Here is a 25,096-nt window from a genome sequence, read left to right as displayed (position 1 = left end):
CTTCAATACCAGGCGTCGGCCACGGCGACCTTCTTGCGGTCCATGTAGTCGCAAAGCGCCTCGTCGATGGCGGCATCGAGCGGGGGCGCCTGGTATTCGGCGAGCGTCTTCTTCCACTGGCGGTTGGCGCGGGTCGCCATGTCCGTCGAGCCGCCCTCCTCGCTCCATTTCTCGAAGGGCTCGTTGTCGGACAGGGCCGAATCCCAGAAGGCGGTCTGGTAGTTGCGCATCGTGTGGTCGCAGCCGAGGAAATGGCTGCCGGGGCCGACCTGGAGGAAGGCGTCCATGGCCAGCGTGTTGTCGTCGACCGTGACGCCGGCGAGATAGGAATGCAGCGCGCCGCAGAGGTCGGCATCCATCACGAACTTCTCGTAGGACATGGAGAGCAGGCCGTCGAGGAAGCCGGCGGAATGCAGGATGAAGTTGGCGCCGCAATGCACCGCCGACAGCATGGACATCAGGCCTTCCTGCATGGCCTGGCCGTCCGGCAGCTTGGAGTTCGAGAAATTGCCGGCGCAGCGCAGCGGCAGCTTCAGGCGCCGGGCGAGCTGGCCGACGACCATGGAGCCGATGGCCGGCTCCGGCGTGCCGAAGGTGGGCGAGCCGGAGCGCAGCGACATGGAGGAGAGGAAATTGCCGAAGATGACCGGCGCGCCCTTCCTTTCAAGCTGGGTCAGCGCGCAGCCGGCCAGCGTTTCGGCGAAGGACTGGGCGATGGCGCCGGCATTCGTCACCGGTCCCATGGCGCCGCCGAGAATGAAGGGCACGATGACGGCGGCCTGGTTGGCGCGGGCATAGGCGCGCAGGGATTTCGTCATCGTGCCGTCCCAGACGAGCGGCGAATTGACGTTGACATTGCCGAGGATGACGCAGTTCTTGTCGACGAAATCGGCGCCGAACAGGATGCGCGCCATGTCGATGGAATCCTCCGCGCGCTCCTCCGCGGTGATCGAGCCCATGAAGGCACGGTCGGAATATTTGATGTGGCTATAGACCATGTCGAGATGGCGCTTGTTGACGGGAATGTCGACCGGCTCGCAGATCGTGCCGCCGGAATGGTGCAGCCAGGGGCTCGACTGGGCGAGCTTGATGAAGTTGCGGAAGTCCTCCAGCGTGCCGTAGCGCCGGCCCTTGTCGAGGTCCATGACGAAGGGCGAGCCATAGGCCGGCGAGAAGACCACCTTGTTGCCGCCGATCTCGACATTGTTGGCGGGGTTGCGGGCGTGCTGGGTGAACTCGGCGGGCGCGGAGGAGACGATCTCGCGCAGCATGCCGGGCTCGAAGCGCACGAGCAGACCCTCCACCTTCGCACCGGCGCACTTCCAATGGTCGATGGCGGCGGGATCGTCGCGGAACTCGATGCCGACCTCGGCCAGGATGCGGTCCGCCGCCCGCTCGATCTTCTGCAGGTTCTCTTCCGACAGCACGTCGTAGGTCGGGATGCCCCGCACGATATAGGGCACGCCGAGCGCCTTGGCGCCACCCTCCCGCCGGGCCGGACGTCCCCTCACTCTGCGTGCCGGTGCTTCGATCGTCGCTGCGTCTGCCATTGTCGCCTCCATAATCCAGAACGAGGCTAGGCGTGATTGAGTGCCTTGTGACGCTGGAAAAAACTTACGAAGACTATAAGCTGTATTTATGGAAACCCTGCGCCGTCTGCTCCCCTCCGCCTCCAGCCTCATCATCTTCGAGGCCGCCGGGCGGCACCAGAACTTCACCCGCGCCGCCGCCGAGCTCGGCATGACGCAGGCGGCCGTCTCCTATGCGGTGCGCAATCTCGAGGAGCAGCTGGGCGTGGCGCTCTTCCACCGCATCCACCGCGCCGTGGAGCTGACCGATGCCGGCGAGCGCTTCCATGCGGACGTGACGCTCGGCCTGTCGCGCATCCAGAAATCGGCGGAGGATATCCGCGCCAAGGGGCGCGAGGCGAATGTGACGCTTGCCGCCTCCACCGCCTTCGCCTCGATGTGGATGCTGCCGCGGCTGGCCAAGCTGCGCGCCGACCTTCCCGATATCGACCTGCGCATCCAGACCAGCGTGCGCGACCTCGACCTCGACGAGGAGCCGATCCCGCTCGGCATTCGCGGCGGCGACCCGGCGAAATGGCCGCGCTATCATGCGGCGCTGCTGGCGCCGGAAGTGATCGCGGCCGTCGCCAGCCCGGCCTTCGTGGAAAGCCGCGGGCACCCGACGACGCCGGAAGAACTGCTGAAACTGCCCCTCATCCACCTGGAGGAGCCGGTGCGGGCGGCCTGCGACTGGCCGGAATGGTTCGCAAGCGCGGGCGTGCGCTACCCGGCGCAGGCCCGCCGGCTCGCCATCAACGATTATGTGCTGGTGATCCAGGCCGTGCTGGCGGGGGAAGGCGTCGCGCTCGGCTGGCGGCACCTGATCGACGGGCAGGTGCGCTCGGGCGCGCTCGTCACCGTCGGCGGCCATGTGCTGAGGACGGACGACGCCTTCCACGTCGTCTGGCCGCGCTCGCACGAACTCAACGGCCCGGCCCGGCGGGTGCGGGACTGGCTGCTGGAGGAAGGCCGGCTGGCCCGGAGCGGCGAGGCCTGAGCGTCAGCGGCGCAGCACCGGCCGCACCTCTTCGTGGAAGAAGCGGAAATAGGAGGTGATCTGCGCGAGCGCGTTGGTCGACAGCTTGTACTGGATGCCGAGGCGGCCGTTGGAATACCAGCACACCGTGCCGCTGAGGCGGCCCAGTTCCTCGCTCTCGACCGTCACCAGCTGGCCGGCCATGGCCTGGATGGGCTTCTCCACGTCGAAGGCCATGCCCGTCGGAGAGAGGTCGATGACGCGCGCCCGCGTCGTTTGATGCATCACCCGCACCGTCGCGAAAATACGCACCTTGGAACGGTCGCTCGCCCTGACGGGCATATCCTTGATGGTCGTCATCCGTGGCTCCCCTCACGAACATTCACAGTGGAGCCACCATAATAGAGGCTGCTTGCCGCCCGGCTAAACAAATGCCTGCAATTTTACGGAAGTGGTCCATTCGGGGACGGCGCCTCAGCAGACGGCCCGGCCCTCGACGCTGACATAACGATCGGAGAGGAAGCGCATGGTGGCGACGGCATCCTGCGGCTTGCCGTAGAAATAGCCCTGCCCCATGCCGCAGCCGAGCGCCTTCAGCTTCAGCGCCTCGGAGAAATCCTCGATGCCTTCGGCGACGACGGCAAGATCGAGGCCCTCGCACATGGCGACGATCGCCTTGATGATGTGTTCGGAGGCCTTGTCGTTGGAAATGCGCGAGACGAAGGCGCGGTCGATCTTCACCTTGTCGAAGGTGAAGTCGCGCAGGCGCCCGAGGCTCGACTGGCCGGTGCCGAAATCGTCGAGCGAGATGCGCACGCCCGCCGCGCGCAGCTCCCCGACGATCTTCTGCGCCGTGTCGGCATCCGTCATCACGGCGGTCTCGGTGATCTCCAGCTCCAGCCGGCGCGGATCGAGCCCGGCGCGGTTGAGGATCGCCAGCGTGTTGAAGGCCGTCTTCGGGTCCATCAGCTGGGCGGAGGAGAGGTTGAAGGAGAGGAAGAGCTCCTTCGGCCAGGACAGCGCCGTCTCGGCCGCCTTGCGTAGCAGCGTATCGGACAGCGCATCGATGAAGCCGCGCTCCTCGGCAAGCGGCACGAAGGTGGCGGGCGAGACATAGCCGAGATCGGCATCGCACCAGCGCGCCAGGGCCTCGAAGCCGACGACCGTGTCGTCGCGCAGGCTGACGATCGGCTGGAAATGCACGTCCACCTCATTGGCGATGATGGCATTGCGCAGCGCCTGCTCGAGCTGCGTGGCGCGCTTCATCTCCTGGGCGATCTCCTGGGAATAGACGGTGATCTGGCCGCGGCCGCGGCGCTTGGAGCGGTAGAGGGCCGTATCCGCGCTCTTCAGGAGCTCGGTGAAATCCGCGCCGGCGAAGGGGAAGATGGCAAAGCCGAACGAGGCCGAAAGGCGCACATTGCGGTCGCCGAGATCGAAGGGGGCCGACAGCACCTCGCGCAGCATCTGGCCGATCTTCTCCGCGCCCTTGCGCTCGAAGACGAGCGGCAGCACGAAGGCGAACTCGTCACCGCCGTGGCGGGTGACGGTGGCGCCGTCGGGAATGCAGGCCTTCAGGCGATGGGCCACCTGGCAGAGGATCTCATCGCCCGCGCGCGGGCCGAAAAGGTCGTTGATCGGTTTGAAGCCGTCGAGATTGGCGATGCCGATGGCAAACGGCGCGGGGTCCTCCTCGCGCTCCTTGGCGATCTGGCGCACCTTGTCGCGCAATCGGTAGAGGTTGCCGAGCCCCGTCAGCGGGTCCGTATAGGCCATCGCATGGAGGTCGGTCTGGGAAACATCCAGCGCTGCAGGATCAGCAGACTTCATCAATGATTTCCCGTACTTGCACGCGACCTCCGAGGATGGTTCCACGATGAGGCATGATCGTTAACAAAAACATAGCAAACGATCGTCACTCCTGCCCACCTGCCTCCCCAAATCTGGGGAGTTGACCGGCCCCATTCAACCTATGCGACAGATTTCTCCGGCTGACGGCCGGCATAGCGCCGGTAGATCGCCTCGATCATGTCCGGGCTGACCGGCTTGGTGATGTAGTCGTCCATGCCGGCGTCCATGCAGTTCTGCATGTCGACATTGAGCGCCTGGGCGGTGACGGCGACGATGGGTGTGTGGGTGCCCGTCAGCTCCTCGGCCTCGCGGATCTCCATCGCCGCATCGATGCCGTTCATCACGGGCATGGAAATGTCCATCAGCACGAGGCGCGGCTGGTGCTTGCGCCAGAGCATCACCGCCTCCTCGCCGTTCTCGGCGATGCGGTGCGAGATGCCCATGCCCTCGAGGATCTGCGAGAAGACGAACTGGTTGATCCGGTTGTCCTCGGCCACGAGCACCTCGATATCGCCGACGGCGCCCGGCAGCATGGCGGAAATGTCCGTCGCGATGTACCAGTCGTCCGACAGCGACACCGGCGTGATGATGTCGCCGAGCGGCGAGTCGTTCTGCGAGAGCAGCTCGTGCTCCTCGACGAGCACGCGCATGAAATCCGGGCCGATGCCGTCGGGCGCGATCACCCGCGTGGCGATGCCGTGCGCATTGGAAAGGATGCCCTCGTGCTCCGGCAGGTTGTCGTCGATCACCACGAGGTCGATCGAGAGCCCTTCGCGGGCGGCAAGCGCGAGGAAGGCATCGTGCTCGCAGACGCTGCGCACCGCGCAGCAATCCGCCCCGCGCGCCCGGAACTCGCCGACCAGGATCTCCTCGATGCGCGGATTGGGCGTGGCGACCAGGGCGCGCTTGCCGGAAAGCGCCCGCAGCTCCTCGCCGTTCAGCTGGCCCAGCAGCAGCCGGCGTTCGGCGTCGCGCACCGGATCGAAGCAGTTCTGCCCCTCGACGAAACCGCCCGGCACGCTGAGCAGCACGTCGCGGCCGTCCGAAACCGCCCTGTTGCCGGCGACGAGCGCGGTCACGTCCTCCATCACCGTGACGATGGCATGGTGGCCGGGCGCGCCGATGCGGTATTTCCGGGTGATGACGTAGAGATCGGCCCCATCCGCACGGATGACGTGCTCCGGCATGCTGTAGGGTTCGCCCGTCTCCAGCACCGCACGGTCGGAGCGCTCGATGCGCTCGGCATTCTCCGCATCGGCAAGGTCCCAGACCGAGCGGCCGAGAATGCCGTCGGGATTGGCATTGTAGATCGCGCAGAAGGCGCTGTTGGCCGCGATATAGGTGAGGTTGCGGTCCTTGATGACGACCGGGGACGGCAGGGTCTCGAGGATCTCCTCGGTCAGCGCGATGCGCTCGAGGTCCGAGCGCCACTGCTCTTCCTGCTTCTTCTGCTCGGAAACGTCGACCAGGGTGGTGACATTGTAGCCGCTCGGCAGGCGGCGCTTGCGGAAATGGATCCAGCGGTCGCGGCCGAGCCGCTCGACGGCATCGTACTGCTCGCGCCAATGGGCCGAGATGCGGGTGGAAATCCACTCCTCGCGGTTGACCGCCTTGTGGCGCTGCTCGGGCGGAATGCCGTAGCGCACGCCGCTGTCGAAGATGGCGCCGAGCACGTCGCGCAGCCGCGTGCCGGGATTCAGCGTATCGGCGGGAATGGGAAAGTAGCGCAGGACCTGGCGGCTGGCGAAGACGAGGCAGTCGTTCTTGTCGTAGACGATCACGGCGGCGGCGAGGATATCGCACGCGGCCTCAAACATTCCCAGCCGGATGTTCGCGTCTGACGACGCTACATCATTCATAGTGGCAGACCTCGCCTGTCTGGCATTCCCGAACACATGCTGATCGGCGCGTCTTGCACCTTGGGACATACGGGAATGACAGCGGCCAGCGACGCTGAAATCGTCCACCGGAGAACCGGCCGGCTTGTGTTCATACAAGCGTCCGCGCACGTTGGCAGCATTTTATTAAAGCCTGATTAAACGATTTGCGGCCGCCGGGCGCCGCAAGGCGGGATAAGCCAACTTGCCCCTTCCAAGCCCCCGCCGAATCCGCGAAAATGGCGGCATGACGATCAGGCAGCTTTCCGAAACCCTCATCAACCAGATTGCCGCAGGCGAGGTGATCGAACGACCGGCAAGCGCCGCCAAGGAGCTGATCGAGAACGCGCTGGACGCGGGCGCGACGCGCATCGAGATCGCGACGGCCGGCGGCGGCAAGACCTTGCTGCGCGTCACCGACAACGGCAGCGGCATGGCGCCCGCCGACCTGGAACTGGCGATCCGCCGCCACTGCACCTCGAAACTCGACAAGGACCTGCTCGACATCCGCACGCTCGGCTTCCGCGGCGAGGCGCTGCCCTCCATCGGCTCGGTGGCGAAGCTCTCGCTGCTCAGCCGCACGGCGGAGGCCGGCGAGGGCGCGGAGATCAGCGTGACCGGCGGCAGGGTGGAGCCGGTGCGGCCCGCCGCGGCCAATCGCGGCACGGTGGTCGAGGTGCGCGACCTGTTCTTCGCCACGCCCGCCCGCCTCAAGTTCCTGAAGAGCGAGAAGGCGGAGGCCTCGGCCATTGCCGACGTGGTGCGGCGCATGGCGATCGCCTTCCCGCATGTGCGCTTCGTGCTGTCGGGCTCCGACCGCACGACGCTGGAATTTCCCGCGACGGGCAGCGACAGGCTCGCCCGCATCGCCCAGGTGCTCGGCCGCGATTTTCGCGACAATGCCATCGAGATCGATGCGGCGCGCGAGGGCGTCCGGCTCACCGGCTTTGCCGGCGTGCCGACCTTCAACCGCGGCAACAGCCTCAACCAGTTCGCCTTCGTCAACGGCCGGCCGGTGCAGGACAAGCTGATCTGGTCGGCGCTGCGCGCGGCCTATGCCGAGACGATCCCGCACGGGCGTTATCCCGTGGCGGTGCTGGCGATCGAGATCGATCCGGCGCTCGTCGACGTCAACGTGCACCCGGCGAAATCCGACGTGCGCTTCCGCGATCCGGGCCTGGTGCGCGGCCTCATCATCGGCGCGATCCGCGAGGCGCTCGCCCGCGAGGGCGACCGGGCGGCAACCACCGGTGCGGCCGGCCTGATGCGCGCCTTCCGGCCGGAGACGCATCGCCCGCAGACGCCCTGGAGCCCGGCCGCCTCGCCCTACCGCCCCTTCCAGACGGCCGGCGCCGCGGCGCCGCATTTCAGCGAAAGACAGACCGGCTTTGCCGATTTCGCCGCGCCCTCGGCGCGCGGCGAGCCGGCCTTCGCCCCTCCTTCCACCGCGCCGCGGGACGAGGAACCGCCGCAGCGCCACCCACTCGGCGCGGCGCGCGCGCAGCTGCACGAGAACTACATCGTCGCGCAGACCGAGGACGGGCTCGTCATCGTCGACCAGCATGCGGCGCATGAGCGGCTGGTCTTCGAGGCGATGCGCAACGCCCTCCATGCCCGGCCGGTGCCGGCGCAGGCCCTGCTCATCCCCGAGATCGTCGACCTTCCCGAGGACGATTGCGACCGGCTGGTCTCCCATGCGGAGGAATTCGCCCGCCTCGGCCTCGGCATCGAGCGCTTCGGGCCGGGCGCCGTCGCCGTCCGCGAGACCCCGGCCATGCTCGGCGAGATGGACGCGGCCGGGCTCGTGCGCCAGCTTGCCGACGAACTGGCCGAATGGGACACGGCGAGCGGCCTGAAGAACAAGCTGGAATACCTCGCCGCGACCATGGCCTGCCATGGCTCGGTTCGCTCGGGCCGGCGCATGCGGCCGGAGGAGATGAACGCGCTCCTGCGCCAGATGGAGGCGACACCCGGTTCCGGCCAGTGCAACCACGGCCGGCCGACCTATATCGAGCTCAAGCTTTCCGACATCGAGCGGCTGTTCGGCCGGAGCTAGAGCATTTCCAGCCGAAGCGACGTCGTTTCGGCGTCGGACAATGCGGGAAAACAAGAATCCAGAGCGTGAACCATTCTTTCAAAGCGAGCCCCCTTGGCCGGTGCGACAGCGAAAAGGCTGGAAATTTCGGCCTTGCCGGGATATGGCACGGTATCGACCGCGCAGCCGGCGCGTGACCCTGGATGAGACGGATATTGAGATCGATGATGAACCGTTTTGAAGGACGCGGCAGCCGCGAAGCGAAGATCCGCTATCTCGACGGCGATTTCCAGATCCTGATGCCCGGCTCGCACGTCATCTGCGCGATGACCGGCGAGACGGTGCCCGTCGACGAGCTGCGCTACTGGAGCGTCGCCCGGCAGGAGCCCTATGCCAGCGCCGAAGCCTCGCTCGAGGCCGAAAAGCGCGCCGGGGCGCTGCCGGTGCAGAAGAGGCAGTAGGCAGTAGGCAGTAGGCAGTAGGCAGTAGGCAGTAGAGACTGCCCGAGAGTGCGGCAGCGTCAATTCCTATTGGCTACTGCCTATTGCCTACCCCCTATTTCCCGGCCGGCCGCTGCAGCTTGCGCCGTCTTGCGCTGGCAATCGCCGCATCGATGATCGCATCCGGGCCTCTCGGGTCGTCGAAGCGGATTTCCACCTCGATCACCCGGCTCTTCTCCTTCAGCTCCTCCGCGCGGCCATGCTCACCGGCAAGGCGAGCGCTGTCCTTTGCCGTGGTGACGAGCTGGTAGTTCAGCCCTTCGGCATGGTCGAGGATCTCCGCGACCTCGTCCTCGGAGAGGTGATGGTGGTCGGGGAAGCCGCGCGTCACATAGAGATGCGCGCCCGTCTCGGTGACGGTGCGGAAGAACTTCTCGTTGTCGGCAATGCCCGACCAGGCCATGACGACCTTGTCGGCGAGGTCTTCCGCGCCGACGGTGACGAGCGTGGCGGAGTGGATCGCCTTGCCGGCGCGCGCCGCCTGGCGGATCAGCGCATCGGCGGCATTGCCGTTGCCGATCGCCAGAAGCGCGTTCGCCTGGCGCATCTGCTCGGCAAGCGGCGCGCGCACCGGCCCGCCCGGCACGAGATGGCCGTTGCCGATGCCGCGGCGGCTGTCGATGACCAGCAGCGCATAGTCGAAGGTGAGCTGCGCGCTCTGGAAGCCGTCATCCATGATGATGAGGTCGGCGCCCTCCTCCACCAGCCTGCGGGCGCCCTTGACGCGCCGGCGCGAAATCACGGTCAGCGCCTCGCGGGCGAGCAGCAGCGGTTCGTCGCCGACGGCGCGGGCGCGGTGGTGGTGCGGATCGACGACGGTGGTCACGTCGAGCGAGCCGCCATAGCCGCGCGACAGGAAACCGGGCTTCAGCCCCCGCGCCTTGGCGGCGCGGGCGAGCGCGATCGCCGTCGGCGTCTTGCCGGCCCCGCCGACGGTGAAGTTGCCGACACAGATGACGGGCACGGCCACCTCGGCACGGCGGCCCTTGCGCATGCGCCGGCCGGCGATCAGGCCGTAAAGGCGCGAGACCGGCCAGAGCACATAGGCCCGCCAGTCAGGCTTCGTCCACCAGAAAGGCGGCGCTTCACTTACCATTCCATCCCCCGCGCGCGTGCCGACCCGGTTCGTCGCAGCAAACGCGAGAAGTTGCGGAAAATCAACCGGGGGGATTGTGAGCGTGCGGTTCGCAGTAGCAGCCTATCGCCGCAAAAGGAGAGCGATCGCCTGTGAATGATCGAGAGGTCATCACATGGGCGCATACCCCCCTCTGCCCTGCCGGGCATCTCCCCCTCAAGGGGGGAGATCGACAAGCGGCGTGAACCTCGCTCAATTCGCGACGTTAAAGACGCGCAGAGCGCTGCTACATCCAATCTCCCCCCTTGAGGGGGAGATGGCCGGCAGGCCAGAGGGGGGTAGCCCAACCCGCTCACGCCACCGGACGCGCGATGGCCGCCTCGGGCAGGAGCGGGACGAGCTCGGTGATATCGGCAAGGCAATAATCGGAGGCGTCCGACAGCGATTCCCGCGAGCCGGTGCCCGTCAGCACCGCGACGTTGAGGCCCGCGCCGGCATTGCGGCCCATATGCATGTCGTGGTTGTTGTCGCCGACGACGGCGACCTGGTGCGGCGCAAGGCCCGTCGCGGCGCAGAAGCCGAGCACCATGCCCGGCTGCGGCTTGGTGCCGAAGCCGCTGTCGTAACCGGCGACATAGTGCAGGTAACCCTCGAAACCGAAGCGCTTCGCCGTCGCGCGGATCGAGGCCTCGTTGTCGCTGGAGGCGACGCCGAGCCAGTAGCCGCGGGCATGCATGGTGGCGAAGAACTGCGCAAGGTCCGTGACGGCGACGGCGAGCTGGGCCGAATTGGCGAAGAGGCTGTCGAAATGGGTTGCCAACGCCTCCACCGTGAAGGGCGCGCCGGCCGCGACCATGCCCGCGGCGATCTCCACCGTGTTGCCGGCGGCAAGCAGGCTGTCGGGCGTGACATAGCCGGTGTCGGGGTCCATGCCGCCGGCCAGAAGCAGCGTGCGGGCCAGCGCCTCGTCGCCGGCGGCGGCGATGCGCGCGAGCTCGTAGTTCACCGGCACCCAGCTCTTGGCATAGTCGAGCAGGGTCCCGTCCTTGTCGAAGAGGATGCCGGAAATGGTCTCAGCCTTGGACATGACACGCCTTTCGTCAGGACGTCTGGCGCGGATGCAGGCGCGCCTTCACGGTGAGCGGGTTGATGTAGGGCTCCAGCCCCTTGATGGTGGCGCGCAGCGCCCCGCGCATCTCCTGCACGGTCTCCTGCCCGGCCTCGATCATTTGCTTGCGCATCTCGTCGTTCATCAGGAGGTAGTGCACGCCCTTGGCCAGCATCTCCGTGTCGCGCACCATCTTGGCGCTGCCGTTGCGGGCGAGCTGCTGGTAGGCCTCGCGGAAATTCTGCACATTGCCGCCGGACAGGATCGCGCAGCCGAGCATGGCCGGTTCCAGCGGGTTCTGCCCGCCTTCGGCGAACAGCGAGCGGCCGACGAAGGCGATCTCCGTCATGCGGAGGTAGAGGCCCATCTCGCCGATCGTATCGCCGAGGAAGATGTCGGTCTGCGGCGTCAGGGCGTCGCCGCGCGTGCGGCGGGCGACCTTCAGGCCCCGTGCCTCCAGCATGTCGGCAATGGCGTCGCTGCGCTCGGGATGGCGCGGCACGATGATGGTGAGCAGGCCCGTGCGCTCCTTCAGCACCCGGTGCACATCGCCGGCGGCCGCCTCCTCGCCCTCGAAGGTGGAGATCGCCGCCCAGGTGCGCCGGCCCTGGATCTGGTCGAGATAGCTGCGCAGCACGGCGGAATCGGCCGGCGGTGCGTCCGTGTCGACCTTGAGGTTGCCGGAGACCAGCACCGGCAGGGCGCCGAGCGTGCGGAACCGGTCGGCATCGAGCTCCGACTGGGCGATGACGAGGGCGAAATTCTCGAAGATGGCGTCGGCGATGGCATGGCGCCGCTTCCAGCGCGGGAAGGAGCGATCCGAGATGCGCCCGTTGACCAGGACCTGCGGGATGTGGCGCTTGCCGAGCTCGAGGATGGTCATCGGCCAGATCTCCGACTCCGCCATGATGGCAAGGTCCGGATGCCAGTATTCCAGGAACCGGCTGATCGCCGGCTTCAGGTCGAGCGGCACATACTGGTGGATGACATCCGTGCCCAGGCGGCCGCGCACGACCTTGGCGGAGGTGATCGTGCCCGTCGTCAAGAGCACGGCGATGCCGCGGCGGCGCACTTCCTTGATGAGCGGGATTACCGCATTGGTCTCGCCGACGCTGGCCGCATGGAACCAGACCAGTGGCCCCGGCGGGCGCACGACGCTGGCATAGCCGTAGCGCTCGCGGCGGCGGGAGCGGTCTTCCTTGCCCTTGGCGGCCCGGAACGTGAGATAGGGGCTGACGATCGGATAGAGCGCGACGCCGCCCCAGCGGTAAAGCGAAAGCGCGAAACGGGCGAGGCGCCGGCTCATGCGCAGGTGCCCTTGGTTGCGGCTTTCGTCTTGTTCGGGATCATGGAAGGTCCGGTCTCTGGTTCGGCGCGGCCTCAAGCCGCGCGGAACGGTGTCGGGAAACGCGCCTCAGTTCTGCTGCGGATCCAGAAGCCGGTGCATGTGCACGATGAAATAGCGCATGTGCGCATTGTCCACGGTCTGCTGTGCCTTCGACTTCCAGGCGACGAGCGCGGAGGCATAGTCGGGGAAGATTCCGACGATATCGAGATCGTTGAGATCGCGGAACTGCATGTCCGTCAGCGTCGTCAGTTCGCCGCCGAAGACCAGATGCAGGAGCTGTTTCGGTTCTTTGCTTTCGGTCATGTCTTCTCTCTTTTTATGATGCCGATTTCGGCAATGGGTTTGCGGTATTCCGCACCAAAGGTCAATGGCCGGCAAGGTGCCGGGAGGCCTCGACAAGCCCGGAAAGCCGGGAAAATCCGGCCGCGGCCAGCGTCTCGTGGCTGACGGTCGGCCGGTTGTAGGACAGCGCCTCGCCGTCGAGCATGACAAGCGCCCCGCCGGCCTGCGCGAGGATGAGATCGGCGGCCGCCAGGTCCCAGTCGTGCGAATTGCGTTTCACCAATGTCGCGTCGATGCGCCCGTCCGCCACCATGGCCAGGCGATAGGCGAGCGAGGGCACATGGGAGATGCGCTGGACGCCGCCGATCATGTAGCGGTCGATGCCGTGCGCCATGTCCTCCGGCGCGGCGATGCGCGTCGGGCGGGCGGCGTCCGGATCGGTCGCACGGATGGGCTGGCCGTTCTTCAGCGCCGCGCCGCCCGCCGCCGCGGTGAAGAGCTCGTCGAGCGCGGGCGCGAAGAGGACGCCGGCGACCGGGCGGCCCCTGTGCACGACGGCGGCGCTGACGCACCAGACGTCCTTGCCGGCGATGAAGGCGCGCGTGCCGTCGATCGGGTCGATGACGAAGACCGTCTCGCAGTCGAGCCGGCCGGCATCGTCGTCGGTCTCCTCCGAGAGCCAGCCGTAGTTAGGCCGGGCGGAGAGCAGCTCCTTCTTGAGGATGTCGTTGGCCGCGAAATCGGCCGCGCTCACCGGCGAACGGCCGCCGTTCTTCCACCAGACCTCCGGTCCCTTGCGAAAGAAGTCGAGCGCCCGGGCCCCCGCAAGCCGCGCGGCGCCGGTGAGAAGATCGAGGTCGGCGGTCCAGGCGGTGGCGGGGCTCGGCATGGTCTCACGTCCCGGCAAGCGTCAAGCCTTCGATGGCGAGCGTCGGCGCGGCGACGCCGAACGAGCGGTCGATATCGCTTGCCGGCGTGATGCGCAGGAACATGTCGACGAGGTTGGAGGCGATCGTCACCTCCGAGACGGGGAAGGTCAGCTCGCCGTTCTCGATCCAGTAACCGGAGGCGCCGCGGGAATATTCGCCCGTCACCATGTTGACGCCCTGGCCGATCAGCTCGGTGACATAGAAGCCGGTGCCGACGGAGCGGATCAGGTCCTCCGGCGAAATGTCGCCTGGCTCGAGCGCAAGGTTCGTCGAGGCCGGGTTGACCGCCGTGCCGCCGCGCACGCCACGCCCGTTGGTTTTCAGGCCGAGCTCGTTGGCTGTCGAGGTGGAGAGGAACCAGTGCTTGAGCACGCCATCCTCGATCATCGTGAGGCGCTGGCCGCGCACACCCTCGCCGTCGAAAGGGCGCGAGGACGAACCGCGCACGATCAGCGGATCGTCGGTGACGGACAGGCCCGCCTTCAGCACCTGCTGGCCCATGCGGTCGCGCAGGAAGCTCGTCTTGCGGGCGACGGCGGCGCCGTTGATCGCGCCCGCGATATGGCCGGCGATGCCGCGCGCAACGCGCGGATCGTAGACGACGGTGACGTTCTTCGCCGTTGGCACCTGGCGCGGGTTGAGCCGGCGCACGGCGCGGGCGGCCGCCTCGCGGCCGATGTCCCCGGCATCGCGCAGATCGGCGAAATAGAGGCACGAATCGAAGTCGTAGTCGCGCTCCATCTTCGTGCCCTCGCCCGCGATGACGCTGACGGAGCGGCCGAAGCGGCTGGCGCTATAGGCGCCGGAAAAGCCGTGCGAGGTGGCGAGCACCAGGCCGCCCATGCCGGCCGAGGCCCCGCTGCCGCCGGAATTGGTGATGCCGAGGACGGCAAGCGCGGCGGCCTCCGCGGCAAGCGCCGCCTCGGCCAGTTGCTCGGCCGAGACCTCGGTCGGGTCGAAGAGCTCGAGGTCCGGCCAGTCCCTGGCGAGATCGGCCTTGTCGGCGAGCGTGGCATAGGGGTCTTCCGGCGATGCCTTGGCCATGGCGACGGCGCGCTCGGCGAGCACCTTCAGGTCGAAGCCCGGATTGGCCGAGACGCTGGCGACGCGCCTGCCGACGAAGACGCGCAGCGAGAAGTCGTCGCTCTCGGAGGCTTCGGTGCCCTCGACCTTGCCGAGCCGCACGCTGACGGAGGAGGAGCGGCCCCGGACGACGACGGCATCGGCCGCATCCGCCCCTGCTTGAACGGCGCGGTCGATGAGTTCACCGGCACGCGCGAGAAGGCTTGCGGAATCGATCGTCTCTGACATGACTTGGCCTTTCTTTGCTGCCCCATTTATTGTGCAGTCGCACGGGCATCAAGGGAGGCCGCTCCTTTTTTGCCGCGTTGCCGGCGTCCCTTCAGAAGAAAGCCCTCCGCATGGCCTATACCCACAGCCCGTATAACGAGGTCCTCATGATGCTCGGCGGGGCGCTGCTGGCCGCGCCGATCTTCAAGCGGCTGGGTCTCGGCACCATTCTGGGCTATCTCGCCGCCGGCGTGGTGATCGGCCCGATCCTGCACCAGATCCGCGACGGCGAGGAACTGCTGGGCGTCGCCGAACTCGGCGTCGTCTTCCTGCTCTTCCTGATCGGGCTGGAGCTGAAGCCCTCGCGTCTGTGGGCGATGCGGCGCGACATCTTCGGGCTCGGCATGGCACAGGTCGTCGTGACCGGCCTTGCGCTGGCCGGCCTGACGCTCGCCTTCGGCCTCGAACGGTGGGACGGGGCGCTGATCATCGGCTTCGGCCTTGCGCTCTCCTCCACCGCCTTCGCCATGCAGATTCTCGACGAACGGGGCGACACCAACACGCGCTACGGCCAGCGAGCCTTTTCCATGCTGCTCCTGCAGGACCTCGCCATCGTGCCCCTGCTGGCGCTGATCCCGCTGCTCGCCGAGCAGGCGCCGCAGGACACGACGACAGCCTTCGAGGACTTCCTTATCGCCATCGGCGCCATCGCGGCGCTGTTTGCCGCCGGCCGCTACCTTCTCAACCCGCTGTTCCAGGTGATCGCCCGTACCGGCGCGCGCGAGGCGATGATCGCCGCCGCGCTCTTCGTCGTGCTGGCCGCGGCCATGCTCCTTCAGATGGCCGGGCTCTCCATGGCCATGGGCGCGTTCCTCGCCGGCGTGCTGCTCGCCGATTCTTCCTATCGCCATGAACTGCAGGCGGATGTCGAGCCGTTCCGCGGCATCCTGCTCGGCCTGTTCTTCATGGCCGTCGGCCTGTCGCTGCATCTCGACGTCGTCTTCTCCAGCTGGCTGACGATCCTCATCGCCACGCCCGCCGTGATGCTGGTGAAGAGCCTCGTCATCTACGGCCTCTGCCGCCTCACCGGCTCCCCGCACAATGACGCGGTGCGCATCGCGCTCGTGCTGCCGCAGGGCGGCGAGTTCGGCTTCGTGCTGTTCACCGCGGCCGCGGCCGCCGGCATCTTTTCCGGCGGCCTCGCCTCGCTGCTCATCGCCATCGTCACCATCTCCATGGCGCTGACGCCGATCGCCGCGGCGCTCTCGCGCTTCCTCATCGTCGCGGACATCGAGGAGGAGATGGAGGAGGATTTCGAGGGCGCGGGCGCGGACGTGCTGATGATCGGCTTTTCCCGCTTCGGCCAGATCGCCGCGCAGATCCTTCTTGCCGGCGGGCGCGAGGTCACCGTCATCGACCATTCGACCGACCGCGTGCGCCAGGCGGCGAGTTTCGGTTTTCGCATCTATTTCGGCGACGGCACGCGCAAGGACGTGCTGCGCGCCGCCGGCATCGAACGGGCCAAGGTCGTCGCCATCTGCACCCAGGGCAAGGCGACGACGGATCGCATCGTCGACCTCGTGCAGTCGGAATATCCCAATGCCACGCTCTTCGTGCGCTCCTACGACCGGGTGCACACGCTGTCGCTGCGCGGGCGGGGCGTGCAGCACGACGTGCGCGAGACCTTCGAATCCGCCCTCGTCTTCGGCCGGGAAACGCTGGAGGAGCTCGGCGTGGAGCCGGACGACGCCCAGGCGATCGGCGACGACATCCGCCGCCGCGACCTCGACCGGCTGGAGCTGCAGGCCGTCGAGGGCCTTGCCGCCGGCCGGCACATGCTGCACAGCAAGCCGGTGAAGCCGGAGCCGCTGGTCAAGCCGAGGAAGCTGGCGCTGGACGAGGAGGAGAGTGCCTGAGGGCGGGCCGTCACCCGGAAAGCCCCCCTCTGCCCTGCCGGGCATCTCCCCCTTTGAGGGGAGAGATCGGCAAGACGCAAAAGACCTGCTCGATCAGCAATGCTGGAGATGGGCGAGACACCGCCCCATCCAATCTCCCCCCTTGAGGGGGAGATGCCCGGCAGGGCAGAGGGGGGTATCCCGGCTGCGGACTATGACCGTCGCCTCAAACCGCCGACAGCTTCTCGTCGAGCGCCCGTTTCAACTCGTCGCGGATGCCCGCGGAGGCGGCCAGCACCTCTTCGGCCCTGACGAAATCGAGCACGCGGAAGCGGCCGACATCGGGGCGGAGGAAAATGTCCGGCGCGCCCTTTTCCAGCTTCAGCGTGACGATGGAGCGCATGGTGAGCTGGGTGGCGCCGTAGAGGCTGTCGATGCTGTTGGGCATGCCGGCCGTGCCGGCGGGCGGGTGGCCGATGACGTCGACGCCGATGGTGATGTCCGCCTTGCCGAGGAGATGATCGAAGGGCACCGGGTTCCACAGGCCGCCGTCGATCATCACCCGGCCGTCTATCACCACCGGGCGGAAGACGGCGGGCAGCGCGGCGGAGGCGGCGATCGCCGGCAAGAGCGGGCCGCTGTCGCAGACGCATTCGCACTGCGCGTAATAATCCGCGGTGACGATCTTCAGGGGAATGGAAAGCCCCTCGAAGGTCTCCGGCAGCCTTTCCGGCAGGAAGGCCTTGAGGATGCGCTCCAGGTCGAACTGGCCGACGCGGAAGCCGCGGGCGACGACCTCGGAAAAGCGGGTGGGCCGGAGGCTCCAGAGGCGGTTCATGATGCGGCCCGGATGGCCGATGGCGGCCAGCGTGTGCTCGCGGATCTCCCGGCCCGTCATGCCGGCCGCCCTTGCCGCGCCCATGACGGCGCCGATCGACGCGCCGGAGATCAGCACCGGGCGGATGCCGAGTTCGTCCAGCACCTCGATGACATGGATATGGGCAAGCCCGCGCGCGCCGCCGCCGCCAAGCGCGATGGCGACGGTCGGGCCGTCGGCTTGCGGCTGGTTTGCGGAAACGAGGGCGTCGGTCATGGCTCAGGTCTCCGGTTCGTTTCGGCAGCGCCGGCGAAAGGATCAGCCGGGGCGATAGCGGTAGAAATGCATGCGCGTGTCGCCGAAGGTGCGGACCTCCAGCAATTCGTAGCCATCGATGACGGCAGGCTGAATATCGGCACGCTCCTCGAGGATCGCAAGGGCGCCGCCGACGAGCCAGCCGCCGCGGGCTGCCGCGTCGAGCGCCCGCTCGCCGAGGCCCTTGGCATAGGGCGGATCGGCGAAGAGCAGGTGGAACGGCTCCATCGTGCCGACGCCGCCGAGCGCCGTCGCATCGCGCCGGAAGATCTTCGCGCGGCCGATCACGCCGAGCGCCTCGATGTTGGAATGCAGGAGCCCCCTGCCCTCGACGCCCTGTTCGACGAAGAGCACCGCGCGCGCGCCGCGCGACAGCGCCTCCAGGCCGACGGCGCCGGTGCCGGCGAAGAGATCGAGCACGCGCGTGCCGTCGAGCGCTTCGGGATAGGCGTGCGAGAGGATGTTGAACAGGCTTTCGCGCGTGCGGTCGGTCGTCGGGCGGATGTCGTCCGACTTCGGCGTCGTCAGCGACCGGCCGCGGAATTCACCGCCGACGATGCGCACGGCCGCTTACTTCCCCTTGCCGCGCGGGCGGCTGCCGCCTGCCGGACGGCCACCACCGGGCTTGCCGCCCGAAGGCCGCCCGCCCGGCTTGCCGCCGAAGGATTTGCCGCCGGGTTTTCCGCCGAACGGCTTGCCGCCATCGCGGCGCGGCGGGCGGTCCCCGAAGGACCGTTCGCCCTCTGCGCGGGGTTTGCGATCCCCGAAGGAACGCTCCCCTTCCGCGCGCGGCTTGCGGTCGCCACGGGCCGGGCGGTCACCGAAGGAGCGCTCGCCCTCTGCGCGCGGCCGGCGATCGCCGCGCGGCGGGCGGTCACCGAAATCACGGGAAGAGCGGTCGTCGCCGGCGCCGGAGCGCTTGCGGCCGAAACCGCCGCGGCCCTCATCACCACGATCGCCGGTTTCAGGCGCGCTGGCGCGGATCCACTCGCCATCCTCGTCACGCGTCTTCAGGATGCGCGGCTTTTCCGCCCGGTCGTCGCCGGGACGGCCGCGGGCCGGGCCCTTGCGGTCCGGGTCGAACTTCTTCGCCGAACGCGTCAGCGCGCCATCGGCGGTGCGGCCGTAGCGCTTGGTCTTCGGCGCGCCTTCGGGGCGCTCGCGCGGCTCGCGCTTCACGCCCTCGGCGGCTTCCGCCTTCTTCTCGGCAACGGGACGGGCGCCGGGCGCCATCCAGACATTCGACTTGCGGGCGCGCACGGCCGGTTCGCGCTTCGGCTTGCTGTCGAAACGGTCCTCGTCGCGGCCACGGCCGCCGCCCTGCGGCTTGTCGGCAAAGCGGTCGTCGCGCCGGGTGTCGAGGCGGGCGCGCGCCTTCTCGCGGCGGTCCTCCGGCTTCTCGCGCCGGCCGGCCGGCTTTTCGCCCCAGGCCGGAGCCTCGCTACGGCTCTTCGGCGCCGGCTTCTCGTCCGCGTCGACCGATGCATGGTCGAACAGCGGCGCGTCGAAATTCGCCTTGGATTCCTCGATGAGGCGCGGGCCGAGCTGGTCGCGCAGCGTGCGGCCGCGGATCTCCTGGGCATGGCCTTCCGGCAGTTCGCCGAGCTGGAACGGGCCGTAGGAGATGCGGATCAGGCGGTTCACGTCGAGGCCGAGCGCGCCGAGCACGTTCTTGACCTCGCGGTTCTTGCCTTCGCGAAGCCCCAGCGTCAGCCAGACATTGGTGCCCTGCGTCTTGTCGAGCGTCGCATCGATCGCGCCGTAGAGCACGCCGTCGACGGCGATGCCCTCCTTCAGCTTGTCGAGATCGGCCTGCTCGATCTTGCCGTGGGCGCGCACGCGGTAGCGCCGCAGCCAGCCGGTGGTCGGCAGCTCCAGCATGCGCGCGAGGCCGCCGTCATTGGTCAAGAGCAGGAGGCCTTCGGTGTTGATGTCGAGGCGGCCGACGGACATGACGCGCGGCAGGTCCTCGGGCAGGTTCTCGAAAACGGTCGGGCGGCCCTCGGGGTCGGCATTGGTCGTCACCAGGCCGGCCGGCTTGTGGTAGAGCCAGAGGCGCGTGCGCTCGATGCCGCGGATCGGCACGCCGTCCACTTCGATATGATCGGCAAGCGTGGCGTTGAGCACGGGCGTGTCCAGCACCGTGCCGTTCACGCTGACCCGGCCCTCCATGATCATGCGCTCGACATCGCGGCGCGAGGCGACGCCGGCGCGCGCCAAGAGCTTGGAGATGCGCTCCGGCGCCAGCTCGGCGCTGGCGGGTGCGGCGGGCGCCGGCTTGGTGGCACGGGCGGGCTTGCCGTCGCGCGGGGCGGACTTGCCCGCGAACGGCTTCTTGGCGTCCGACGGCTTGCCGGCGGAAAAGGGCTTCTTGCCCGCTGCGGCCGATGCGCCGCGCGGCTTGTGATCACGGCCCGCGGGCTTGGCGCCCGGCCGTTTTGGCTTGTCTTTGGATGTCATTTGTGTTGCCTGCGTTTTGCCGTGTCCTATCAGGTCAGGCGTCCGGGGTTAAGAGGAATTCGTGCCGCTCATGACAAATCGCTTCATGGAGATCGCGCTTGAGGAAGCCCGCGCCGCCGGCGCCCGGGGCGAGGTGCCGGTCGGGGCGGTGCTGGTGATGGACGGCGCGGTCATCGCGCGCGCCGGCAACCGCACGCGGGCGGAGAACGACGTGACCGCCCATGCCGAGGTCGCCGTCATCCGCGCGGCCGCCGGCAAGCTCGGGCAGGAACGCCTCGCCGGCGCCGACCTCTACGTGACGCTGGAGCCGTGCACGCTCTGCGCCGCCGCCATTTCCTTCGCCCGTATCCGCCGGCTCTACTACGGCGCGGAAGACCCGAAGGGCGGCGCGGTGGACAATGGCGTGCGCTTCTTCGCCCAGCCGACCTGCCATCACGCGCCGGACGTCTATTCCGGCATCGGCGGCCTGGAAGCGGCGGCGATCCTGAAGGATTTTTTTGCCGAGCGGCGCTGACCGGGCTTTTGGAGCATTTCCGCTTTTCCTGAGAATTGCGAAAACGCTCCATATTTCATCCGGTCGCGAACTTCTCCAGCTTGTCGCCGTCGAGGCGATAGCGGATCCATTCCGACTGCGGTTCTGCGCCGAGTGCCTCGTAGACGCCGATGGCCGGCGCGTTCCAGTCGAGTACGCTCCATTCGAAACGCCCGCAGCCCTCCTCCACCGCGATGCGAGCGAGATGGCGCAGCAGCATCCTGCCGACGCCGGCGCCGCGATGGGCGGGCGTCACGTAAAGGTCCTCGAGGTAGAGCCCGTTCTTCGCCTGCCAGGTCGAATAGGTCTTGAAGAAGACGGCGGAACCGGCCGGCTCGCCCTCCTCCGTCTCGCAGATCACCGCACGGGTGACGGACCCCTCGCCGAACAGCGAGGCGGCGACGGTCTCTTCCGTCGCGACGACCTCGTCGAGGGCGTTTTCGTAGTCGGCAAGTTCGCGGATGAAACGCAGGATGGTCGCGGCATCGCCCGCCGATGCCGCCCGAATGCGATAGTCCGTCACGGACTTAGAACGGCCACCAGGAGGAACCGCTCTGCTTGGCCGCCTTGGCTTCCTTCTTGCGGCGGCGCTCCTTGACACGCTCCGGCTCGCCGAGATCGGCCTGGGCCTCCTCGGGAAGGCGGCGGTAATCCAGCGGCGGATCGCTCAGGTAGCGGCGCTTGTCGGCATAGGCCCCCATCTGCAGGCGGCGTGCCTCACGGTAGGCGGCCGTCTGCTCGGAAGCGGACAGCTTGCGGGTCGTCGTGCCCTGCGAGGCGAGCGGCGAGCGGTAGTTGATGTTCGAGCTGTTTTCATCCGCCTCGGCGCGCAGGCGCTCGCGCATGTCCTCCGGGCTCTCGACCCACGCCGGATTGTCCTTGTTGGCGACGGACTGCTGCGGCTCGCTGAGCGCGCCCGCGTCCTTCGGCACGACTAGGCCGCCGCGGGGCTGGTAACGGATATTCTTCGCCTCTTCGTTGCTGCGGCGGAACATGGCGGCGTTGCCGAGGTCCTCCACCAGCTGCTCGCCGGTGCTCTTGCCCGTGCCGTAGGTCGGCCCCATGCAGCCGGTCAGAACGAAGCTTGCGCCCAAGAGACCGACCAGGCCGGTGCGCACCCGAATATTTCGCGTCATTCCCATGAATACCCTTCCAGCAAGGCCGGCGGCCCAAGGCCCAGGCACGGCCGCCGTCCCATGGCGGAAAAATCCGACCATTTTCAGGCAGCATTACCGGATGACGGCGGCAAGCGCAATTCACCCGGGAAGATTGACGGCCGGAAAGCGCCGGCCGTCAACAGAGCCGAGGCGTTTATGCCGCGCGGCGGAAGCCGATCTCGCGCAACGCAGCCGCATCGCGGGCCGAGACGTCCGGGTAGTCCGGATCGCTGCCGACATCCGTCGTGATGCGCCAGGACCGGGCGCATTTGCGGCCTTCCGCCAGCTTCGGCTCGACGGCGACCTTGGCGACGTCCGCCAGGCGGAAGGCCTCGGCCGGGCCTTCGCCGGCAACCACGCTGATGGCCGAGGTGATGCAGATCTCCGCGAAATCCTGGCCTTCGAGGGCGGCAAGCAGCTCCGGATCGGCGATCGAGACGACCGGGGCGGCCTCCAGCGAAGCACCGATGCGCTTCTCGCGGCGCTCGATCTCCAGCGCGCCGGTGACGACCGAGCGCACGGCGCGGATCTTCTCCCACTTGGCTTCGAGCGCATCGTCGCGCCATTCGGCCGGAACCGCCGGGAACTGCTCAAGGTGCACCGAGACGGCATCGGGCCTCAGCGACAGCCAGGCCTCTTCCATCGTGAAGGGCAGCATGGGGGCGAGCCAGGTGACGAGGCATTCGAACAGCTTGCGGATGACGCAGAGCGCCGCGCGACGCTTCAGCGAGGACGGGGCATCGCAGTAGAGCGCATCCTTGCGAACGTCGAAGTAGAAGGCCGAGAGCTCGACATTGGAGAAGTCGATCAGCGCGCGGGCGATCTTCTTGAAATCGAACGCGTCATAGCCCTCGCGCACGAGCGCGTCGAGTTCCGACAGCCTATGCAGCATCAGCCTTTCCAGCTCCGGCATGTCGGCATGGGCGATCTCCTCGCCCGTGTCGTGCGCCAGCGTTCCCAGCATCCAGCGCACCGTGTTGCGCAGCTTGCGGTAGGCGTCGATGTTGGTCTGGATGATCGTCTTGCCGAGGCGCTGGTCTTCCCAGTAGTCCGTCGTCATCACCCAGAGGCGCAGGATGTCGGCGCCCGATTCCTTCATCACGTCCTGCGGCGAGACGACGTTGCCCTTGGACTTCGACATCTTCTCGCCCTTCTCGTCCATGGTGAAGCCATGGGTGATGACGGCGTTATAGGGCGCGCGGCCGCGCGTCGCGCAGCTTTCGAGCAGCGAGGAGTGGAACCAGCCGCGGTGCTGGTCGGAGCCTTCGAGATAGACGTCGGCCGGCCATTTCAGGTCCGGGCGGTCCTCGAGCGTGAAAGTGTGCGTCGAGCCCGAATCGAACCAGACGTCGAGGATGTCCATGACCTGCGTCCACCTGGCCGGATCATGGTCATTGCCGAGGAAGCGCTCCTTGGCGCCCTCGGCGAACCAGGCGTCGGCGCCCTCCTTCTCGAAGGCCTCGATGATGCGGGCATTGACGGCATCGTCGACCAGGACCTCGCCGTTCTCGTCGGCGAAGACGGCGATCGGCACGCCCCAGGCGCGCTGGCGCGACAGCACCCAGTCCGGGCGGCTCTCGATCATGGCGCGCAGGCGGTTCTGGCCGGTGGCGGGCACGAAGCGGGTGTCGTCGATCGCCGCGAGCGAACGCGAGCGCAGCGTCGTGCCGTCGCCGAGTTCCTTGTCCATGTAGACGAACCATTGCGGCGTGTTGCGGAAGATCACCGGTTTCTTGGAGCGCCAGGAATGCGGGTAGGAATGCTTCAGCCGCCCGCGGGCGAACAGCGTGTCGGAGGCGATCAATGCCTTGATGACGCGCTCGTTGGCATCGCCCTTCTTGCCGTTGTCGTCCATGACGCGCGCGCCTTCGAAGCCGGGGGCGTCTGCCGTGTAGAAGCCGGCGTCGTCGACCGGGAACGGGATTTTCGAGGAGATGCCGCGCGCTTCCAGTTCGCGGGCCTTGGCCGTCCAGGCATCGAAGTCCTCGCGGCCGTGGCTGGGTGCCGTATGCACGAAGCCGGTGCCGGCGTCGTCGGTGACATGGTCGCCGTCGAGCAGCGGGACCGGGAACGTGTAGCCGAGGTCCTTCAGCGGATGGGCGCAGGTGAGCGCGGCGAGTTCGGCCGGCTCGATATCGCGCACGAACCTGAAGGTGAGCTTCGCCTTCGCGGCTGCCTCATCGGCAAGACGCGTCGCGAAGATCAGCTTCTCGCCGGGCTGCGGGCCGAAATCGTTCTGCGCGCTTTCGACTTCGAACAGGCCGTAGGGATAGCGCGAGGAGAAGGCGATGGCGCGGTTGCCGGGGATCGTCCAGGGCGTGGTCGTCCAGATGACGACATAATTGCCCTGAAGGTCGGCGGCACCGTCCACGATCGGGAACTTAACCCAGATCATGTCGCTCTCGACGTCGGCATATTCCACTTCGGCTTCCGCCAGCGCCGTGCGCTCGACGACCGACCACATGACGGGCTTGGAGCCGCGGTAGAGTTGACCGGATTTCGCGATCTTCAGCAGTTCGCCGGCGATGCGGGCCTCGGCGTGGAAATTCATCGTCGTGTAGGGATTGTCGAAGTCGCCCTCGATGCCGAGGCGCTTGAACTCGTCCGACTGGATCTTGATCCAACCGGTGGCGAAGTCGCGGCATTCCCTGCGGAATTCGTTGACCGGCACCTCGTCCTTGTTCTTGCCCTTCTCGCGGTACTTCTCCTCGATCTTCCATTCGATCGGAAGGCCGTGGCAGTCCCAGCCGGGCACGTAGTTGGCGTCATAGCCGCGCATCTGGAACGAGCGGTTGATGACGTCCTTGAGGATCTTGTTCAGCGCGTGGCCGATATGGATGTTGCCGTTGGCATAGGGCGGGCCGTCGTGCAGCACGAATTTTTCGCGGCCGGCGGCGGAGGCGCGCAGCTTCTTGTAGAGACCCATCTTCTGCCAGCGGGCCACCGTTTCCGGCTCCTTCTGCGGCAGGCCGGCGCGCATCGGGAAATCCGTCTGCGGCAGGTAGAGGGTGGAGGAATAGTCGACTTTTTCGGGCGTATCGGTCATGGGTATGGCTATCGTCTCGTCGCGCGCATCTTTCG

General features: G+C 67.6%; 21 protein-coding genes. 5 read left to right on the top strand and 16 right to left on the bottom strand.

What is annotated here, in order from left to right; genetic code table 11:
• Positions 1-2: 2 nt before the first annotated feature.
• Positions 3-1,550 carry a trimethylamine methyltransferase family protein gene (locus AABQ55_RS07585; protein WP_272804591.1) on the bottom strand — a complete coding sequence of 516 codons (1,548 nt, stop codon included), beginning with the start codon at positions 1,548-1,550 and terminating at the stop codon, positions 3-5.
• A gap of 88 nt (positions 1,551-1,638) precedes the next feature.
• Between AABQ55_RS07585 and AABQ55_RS07580 the strand changes: the two genes are divergently transcribed.
• Positions 1,639-2,565 carry a LysR substrate-binding domain-containing protein gene (locus AABQ55_RS07580; RefSeq protein WP_272804590.1) on the top strand — a complete coding sequence of 309 codons (927 nt, stop codon included), beginning with the start codon at positions 1,639-1,641 and terminating at the stop codon, positions 2,563-2,565.
• Between the two features lie 3 nt (positions 2,566-2,568).
• Here AABQ55_RS07580 and AABQ55_RS07575 read toward each other — a convergent pair whose 3' ends face one another.
• From AABQ55_RS07575 to AABQ55_RS07565, 3 genes are all read right to left on the bottom strand, one after another.
• Positions 2,569-2,904 (bottom strand): PilZ domain-containing protein, encoded by a 336-nt coding sequence (locus AABQ55_RS07575; protein WP_244767888.1) that lies wholly within the window; start codon positions 2,902-2,904, stop codon positions 2,569-2,571.
• A 114-nt stretch (positions 2,905-3,018) separates the two neighbouring features.
• Positions 3,019-4,374, bottom strand: a complete 1,356-nt coding sequence (locus AABQ55_RS07570; protein WP_244767889.1) for a putative bifunctional diguanylate cyclase/phosphodiesterase — start codon at positions 4,372-4,374, stop codon at positions 3,019-3,021.
• Positions 4,375-4,514: 140 nt separating this feature from the next.
• Complete coding sequence (locus AABQ55_RS07565; RefSeq protein WP_272804589.1) at positions 4,515-6,212, bottom strand: response regulator; 1,698 nt, start codon at positions 6,210-6,212, stop codon at positions 4,515-4,517.
• 307 nt (positions 6,213-6,519) lie between these two features.
• Between AABQ55_RS07565 and mutL the strand changes: the two genes are divergently transcribed.
• Together mutL and AABQ55_RS07555 are read left to right on the top strand one after the other, a co-directional pair.
• Positions 6,520-8,328, top strand: a complete 1,809-nt coding sequence (mutL, locus tag AABQ55_RS07560) for a DNA mismatch repair endonuclease MutL (RefSeq protein ID WP_272804588.1) — start codon at positions 6,520-6,522, stop codon at positions 8,326-8,328.
• Positions 8,329-8,534: 206 nt separating this feature from the next.
• The gene (locus tag AABQ55_RS07555) at positions 8,535-8,768 is read left to right on the top strand and encodes a DUF2093 domain-containing protein (RefSeq protein WP_244768114.1); all 234 of its coding nucleotides are present in this window, start codon (positions 8,535-8,537) and stop codon (positions 8,766-8,768) included.
• A gap of 94 nt (positions 8,769-8,862) precedes the next feature.
• Here the strand turns inward: AABQ55_RS07555 and lpxK are convergent, their stop codons facing one another.
• The 6 genes from lpxK to AABQ55_RS07525 all read right to left on the bottom strand — a co-directional run bounded on the left by lpxK (position 8,863) and on the right by AABQ55_RS07525 (position 14,860).
• A complete protein-coding gene (gene lpxK / locus AABQ55_RS07550; RefSeq protein WP_272804587.1) occupies positions 8,863-9,903 on the bottom strand; it encodes a tetraacyldisaccharide 4'-kinase in 1,041 nt (346 codons plus the stop codon).
• A gap of 331 nt (positions 9,904-10,234) precedes the next feature.
• Positions 10,235-10,969 (bottom strand): HAD family hydrolase, encoded by a 735-nt coding sequence (locus AABQ55_RS07545; RefSeq protein ID WP_272804586.1) that lies wholly within the window; start codon positions 10,967-10,969, stop codon positions 10,235-10,237.
• A gap of 13 nt (positions 10,970-10,982) precedes the next feature.
• Positions 10,983-12,296, bottom strand: a complete 1,314-nt coding sequence (waaA, locus tag AABQ55_RS07540; protein ID WP_272804585.1) for a lipid IV(A) 3-deoxy-D-manno-octulosonic acid transferase — start codon at positions 12,294-12,296, stop codon at positions 10,983-10,985.
• A gap of 108 nt (positions 12,297-12,404) precedes the next feature.
• On the bottom strand, positions 12,405-12,641 hold the full coding sequence (locus tag AABQ55_RS07535; protein WP_244767894.1) for a DUF4170 domain-containing protein: 237 nt from the start codon (positions 12,639-12,641) through the stop codon (positions 12,405-12,407).
• Positions 12,642-12,702: 61 nt separating this feature from the next.
• Positions 12,703-13,509 (bottom strand): 3'(2'),5'-bisphosphate nucleotidase CysQ, encoded by an 807-nt coding sequence (locus AABQ55_RS07530; protein WP_244767895.1) that lies wholly within the window; start codon positions 13,507-13,509, stop codon positions 12,703-12,705.
• Between the two features lie 4 nt (positions 13,510-13,513).
• A complete protein-coding gene (locus AABQ55_RS07525; protein ID WP_272804584.1) occupies positions 13,514-14,860 on the bottom strand; it encodes a TldD/PmbA family protein in 1,347 nt (448 codons plus the stop codon).
• A 110-nt stretch (positions 14,861-14,970) separates the two neighbouring features.
• On the opposite strand from AABQ55_RS07525, the gene AABQ55_RS07520 reads away from it, so the two are divergent.
• Positions 14,971-16,755 (top strand): monovalent cation:proton antiporter-2 (CPA2) family protein, encoded by a 1,785-nt coding sequence (locus AABQ55_RS07520; protein ID WP_272804583.1) that lies wholly within the window; start codon positions 14,971-14,973, stop codon positions 16,753-16,755.
• 205 nt (positions 16,756-16,960) lie between these two features.
• On the opposite strand, the gene AABQ55_RS07515 is transcribed toward AABQ55_RS07520, so the two are convergent.
• Genes AABQ55_RS07515 through AABQ55_RS07505 form a run of 3 tightly spaced genes read right to left on the bottom strand, consistent with a single transcriptional unit; the run spans position 16,961 to position 20,326 of the window.
• The gene (locus AABQ55_RS07515; RefSeq protein WP_272804582.1) at positions 16,961-17,827 is read right to left on the bottom strand and encodes a patatin-like phospholipase family protein; all 867 of its coding nucleotides are present in this window, start codon (positions 17,825-17,827) and stop codon (positions 16,961-16,963) included.
• Between the two features lie 42 nt (positions 17,828-17,869).
• Positions 17,870-18,430 (bottom strand): 16S rRNA (guanine(966)-N(2))-methyltransferase RsmD, encoded by a 561-nt coding sequence (gene rsmD, locus AABQ55_RS07510; protein WP_272804581.1) that lies wholly within the window; start codon positions 18,428-18,430, stop codon positions 17,870-17,872.
• Positions 18,431-18,436: 6 nt separating this feature from the next.
• Entirely contained in the window at positions 18,437-20,326 is a 1,890-nt protein-coding gene (locus tag AABQ55_RS07505; RefSeq protein WP_272804580.1) for a pseudouridine synthase, read from the bottom strand.
• A 70-nt stretch (positions 20,327-20,396) separates the two neighbouring features.
• Between AABQ55_RS07505 and AABQ55_RS07500 the strand changes: the two genes are divergently transcribed.
• Complete coding sequence (locus tag AABQ55_RS07500; RefSeq protein WP_244767901.1) at positions 20,397-20,840, top strand: nucleoside deaminase; 444 nt, start codon at positions 20,397-20,399, stop codon at positions 20,838-20,840.
• A gap of 55 nt (positions 20,841-20,895) precedes the next feature.
• On the opposite strand, the gene AABQ55_RS07495 is transcribed toward AABQ55_RS07500, so the two are convergent.
• From AABQ55_RS07495 to ileS, 3 genes are all read right to left on the bottom strand, one after another.
• Complete coding sequence (locus AABQ55_RS07495) at positions 20,896-21,381, bottom strand: GNAT family N-acetyltransferase (protein ID WP_272804579.1); 486 nt, start codon at positions 21,379-21,381, stop codon at positions 20,896-20,898.
• A gap of 4 nt (positions 21,382-21,385) precedes the next feature.
• Complete coding sequence (locus tag AABQ55_RS07490; protein WP_244767903.1) at positions 21,386-22,000, bottom strand: hypothetical protein; 615 nt, start codon at positions 21,998-22,000, stop codon at positions 21,386-21,388.
• Positions 22,001-22,169: 169 nt separating this feature from the next.
• Entirely contained in the window at positions 22,170-25,061 is a 2,892-nt protein-coding gene (gene ileS / locus AABQ55_RS07485) for an isoleucine--tRNA ligase (RefSeq protein WP_272804578.1), read from the bottom strand.
• Positions 25,062-25,096 lie beyond the last annotated feature (35 nt).

The sequence above is a fragment of the Shinella sp. WSD5-1 genome (assembly GCF_963942435.1).
GTDB classification, from domain to species: Bacteria; Pseudomonadota; Alphaproteobacteria; order Rhizobiales; family Rhizobiaceae; genus Shinella; species Shinella yambaruensis.
Note: the sequence above shows the minus strand (reverse complement) of the source record. Positions and strands in the feature narration are given on the sequence as shown.

Excerpts from the sequence above, each read along its gene's own strand:
- AABQ55_RS07585 (WP_272804591.1), bottom strand. The coding sequence starts at position 1,550 with ATGGCAGACGCAGCGACGATCGAAGCACCGGCACGCAGAGTGAGGGGA.
- AABQ55_RS07580 (WP_272804590.1), top strand. The coding sequence starts at position 1,639 with ATGGAAACCCTGCGCCGTCTGCTCCCCTCCGCCTCCAGCCTCATCATC.
- AABQ55_RS07575 (WP_244767888.1), bottom strand. The coding sequence starts at position 2,904 with ATGACGACCATCAAGGATATGCCCGTCAGGGCGAGCGACCGTTCCAAG.
- AABQ55_RS07570 (WP_244767889.1), bottom strand. The coding sequence starts at position 4,374 with ATGAAGTCTGCTGATCCTGCAGCGCTGGATGTTTCCCAGACCGACCTC.
- AABQ55_RS07565 (WP_272804589.1), bottom strand. The coding sequence starts at position 6,212 with ATGTTTGAGGCCGCGTGCGATATCCTCGCCGCCGCCGTGATCGTCTAC.
- mutL (WP_272804588.1), top strand. The coding sequence starts at position 6,520 with ATGACGATCAGGCAGCTTTCCGAAACCCTCATCAACCAGATTGCCGCA.
- AABQ55_RS07555 (WP_244768114.1), top strand. The coding sequence starts at position 8,535 with ATGAACCGTTTTGAAGGACGCGGCAGCCGCGAAGCGAAGATCCGCTAT.
- lpxK (WP_272804587.1), bottom strand. The coding sequence starts at position 9,903 with ATGGTAAGTGAAGCGCCGCCTTTCTGGTGGACGAAGCCTGACTGGCGG.
- AABQ55_RS07545 (WP_272804586.1), bottom strand. The coding sequence starts at position 10,969 with ATGTCCAAGGCTGAGACCATTTCCGGCATCCTCTTCGACAAGGACGGG.
- waaA (WP_272804585.1), bottom strand. The coding sequence starts at position 12,296 with ATGAGCCGGCGCCTCGCCCGTTTCGCGCTTTCGCTTTACCGCTGGGGC.
- AABQ55_RS07535 (WP_244767894.1), bottom strand. The coding sequence starts at position 12,641 with ATGACCGAAAGCAAAGAACCGAAACAGCTCCTGCATCTGGTCTTCGGC.
- AABQ55_RS07530 (WP_244767895.1), bottom strand. The coding sequence starts at position 13,509 with ATGCCGAGCCCCGCCACCGCCTGGACCGCCGACCTCGATCTTCTCACC.
- AABQ55_RS07525 (WP_272804584.1), bottom strand. The coding sequence starts at position 14,860 with ATGTCAGAGACGATCGATTCCGCAAGCCTTCTCGCGCGTGCCGGTGAA.
- AABQ55_RS07520 (WP_272804583.1), top strand. The coding sequence starts at position 14,971 with ATGGCCTATACCCACAGCCCGTATAACGAGGTCCTCATGATGCTCGGC.
- AABQ55_RS07515 (WP_272804582.1), bottom strand. The coding sequence starts at position 17,827 with ATGACCGACGCCCTCGTTTCCGCAAACCAGCCGCAAGCCGACGGCCCG.
- AABQ55_RS07505 (WP_272804580.1), bottom strand. The coding sequence starts at position 20,326 with ATGACATCCAAAGACAAGCCAAAACGGCCGGGCGCCAAGCCCGCGGGC.
- AABQ55_RS07500 (WP_244767901.1), top strand. The coding sequence starts at position 20,397 with ATGACAAATCGCTTCATGGAGATCGCGCTTGAGGAAGCCCGCGCCGCC.
- AABQ55_RS07490 (WP_244767903.1), bottom strand. The coding sequence starts at position 22,000 with ATGGGAATGACGCGAAATATTCGGGTGCGCACCGGCCTGGTCGGTCTC.
- ileS (WP_272804578.1), bottom strand. The coding sequence starts at position 25,061 with ATGACCGATACGCCCGAAAAAGTCGACTATTCCTCCACCCTCTACCTG.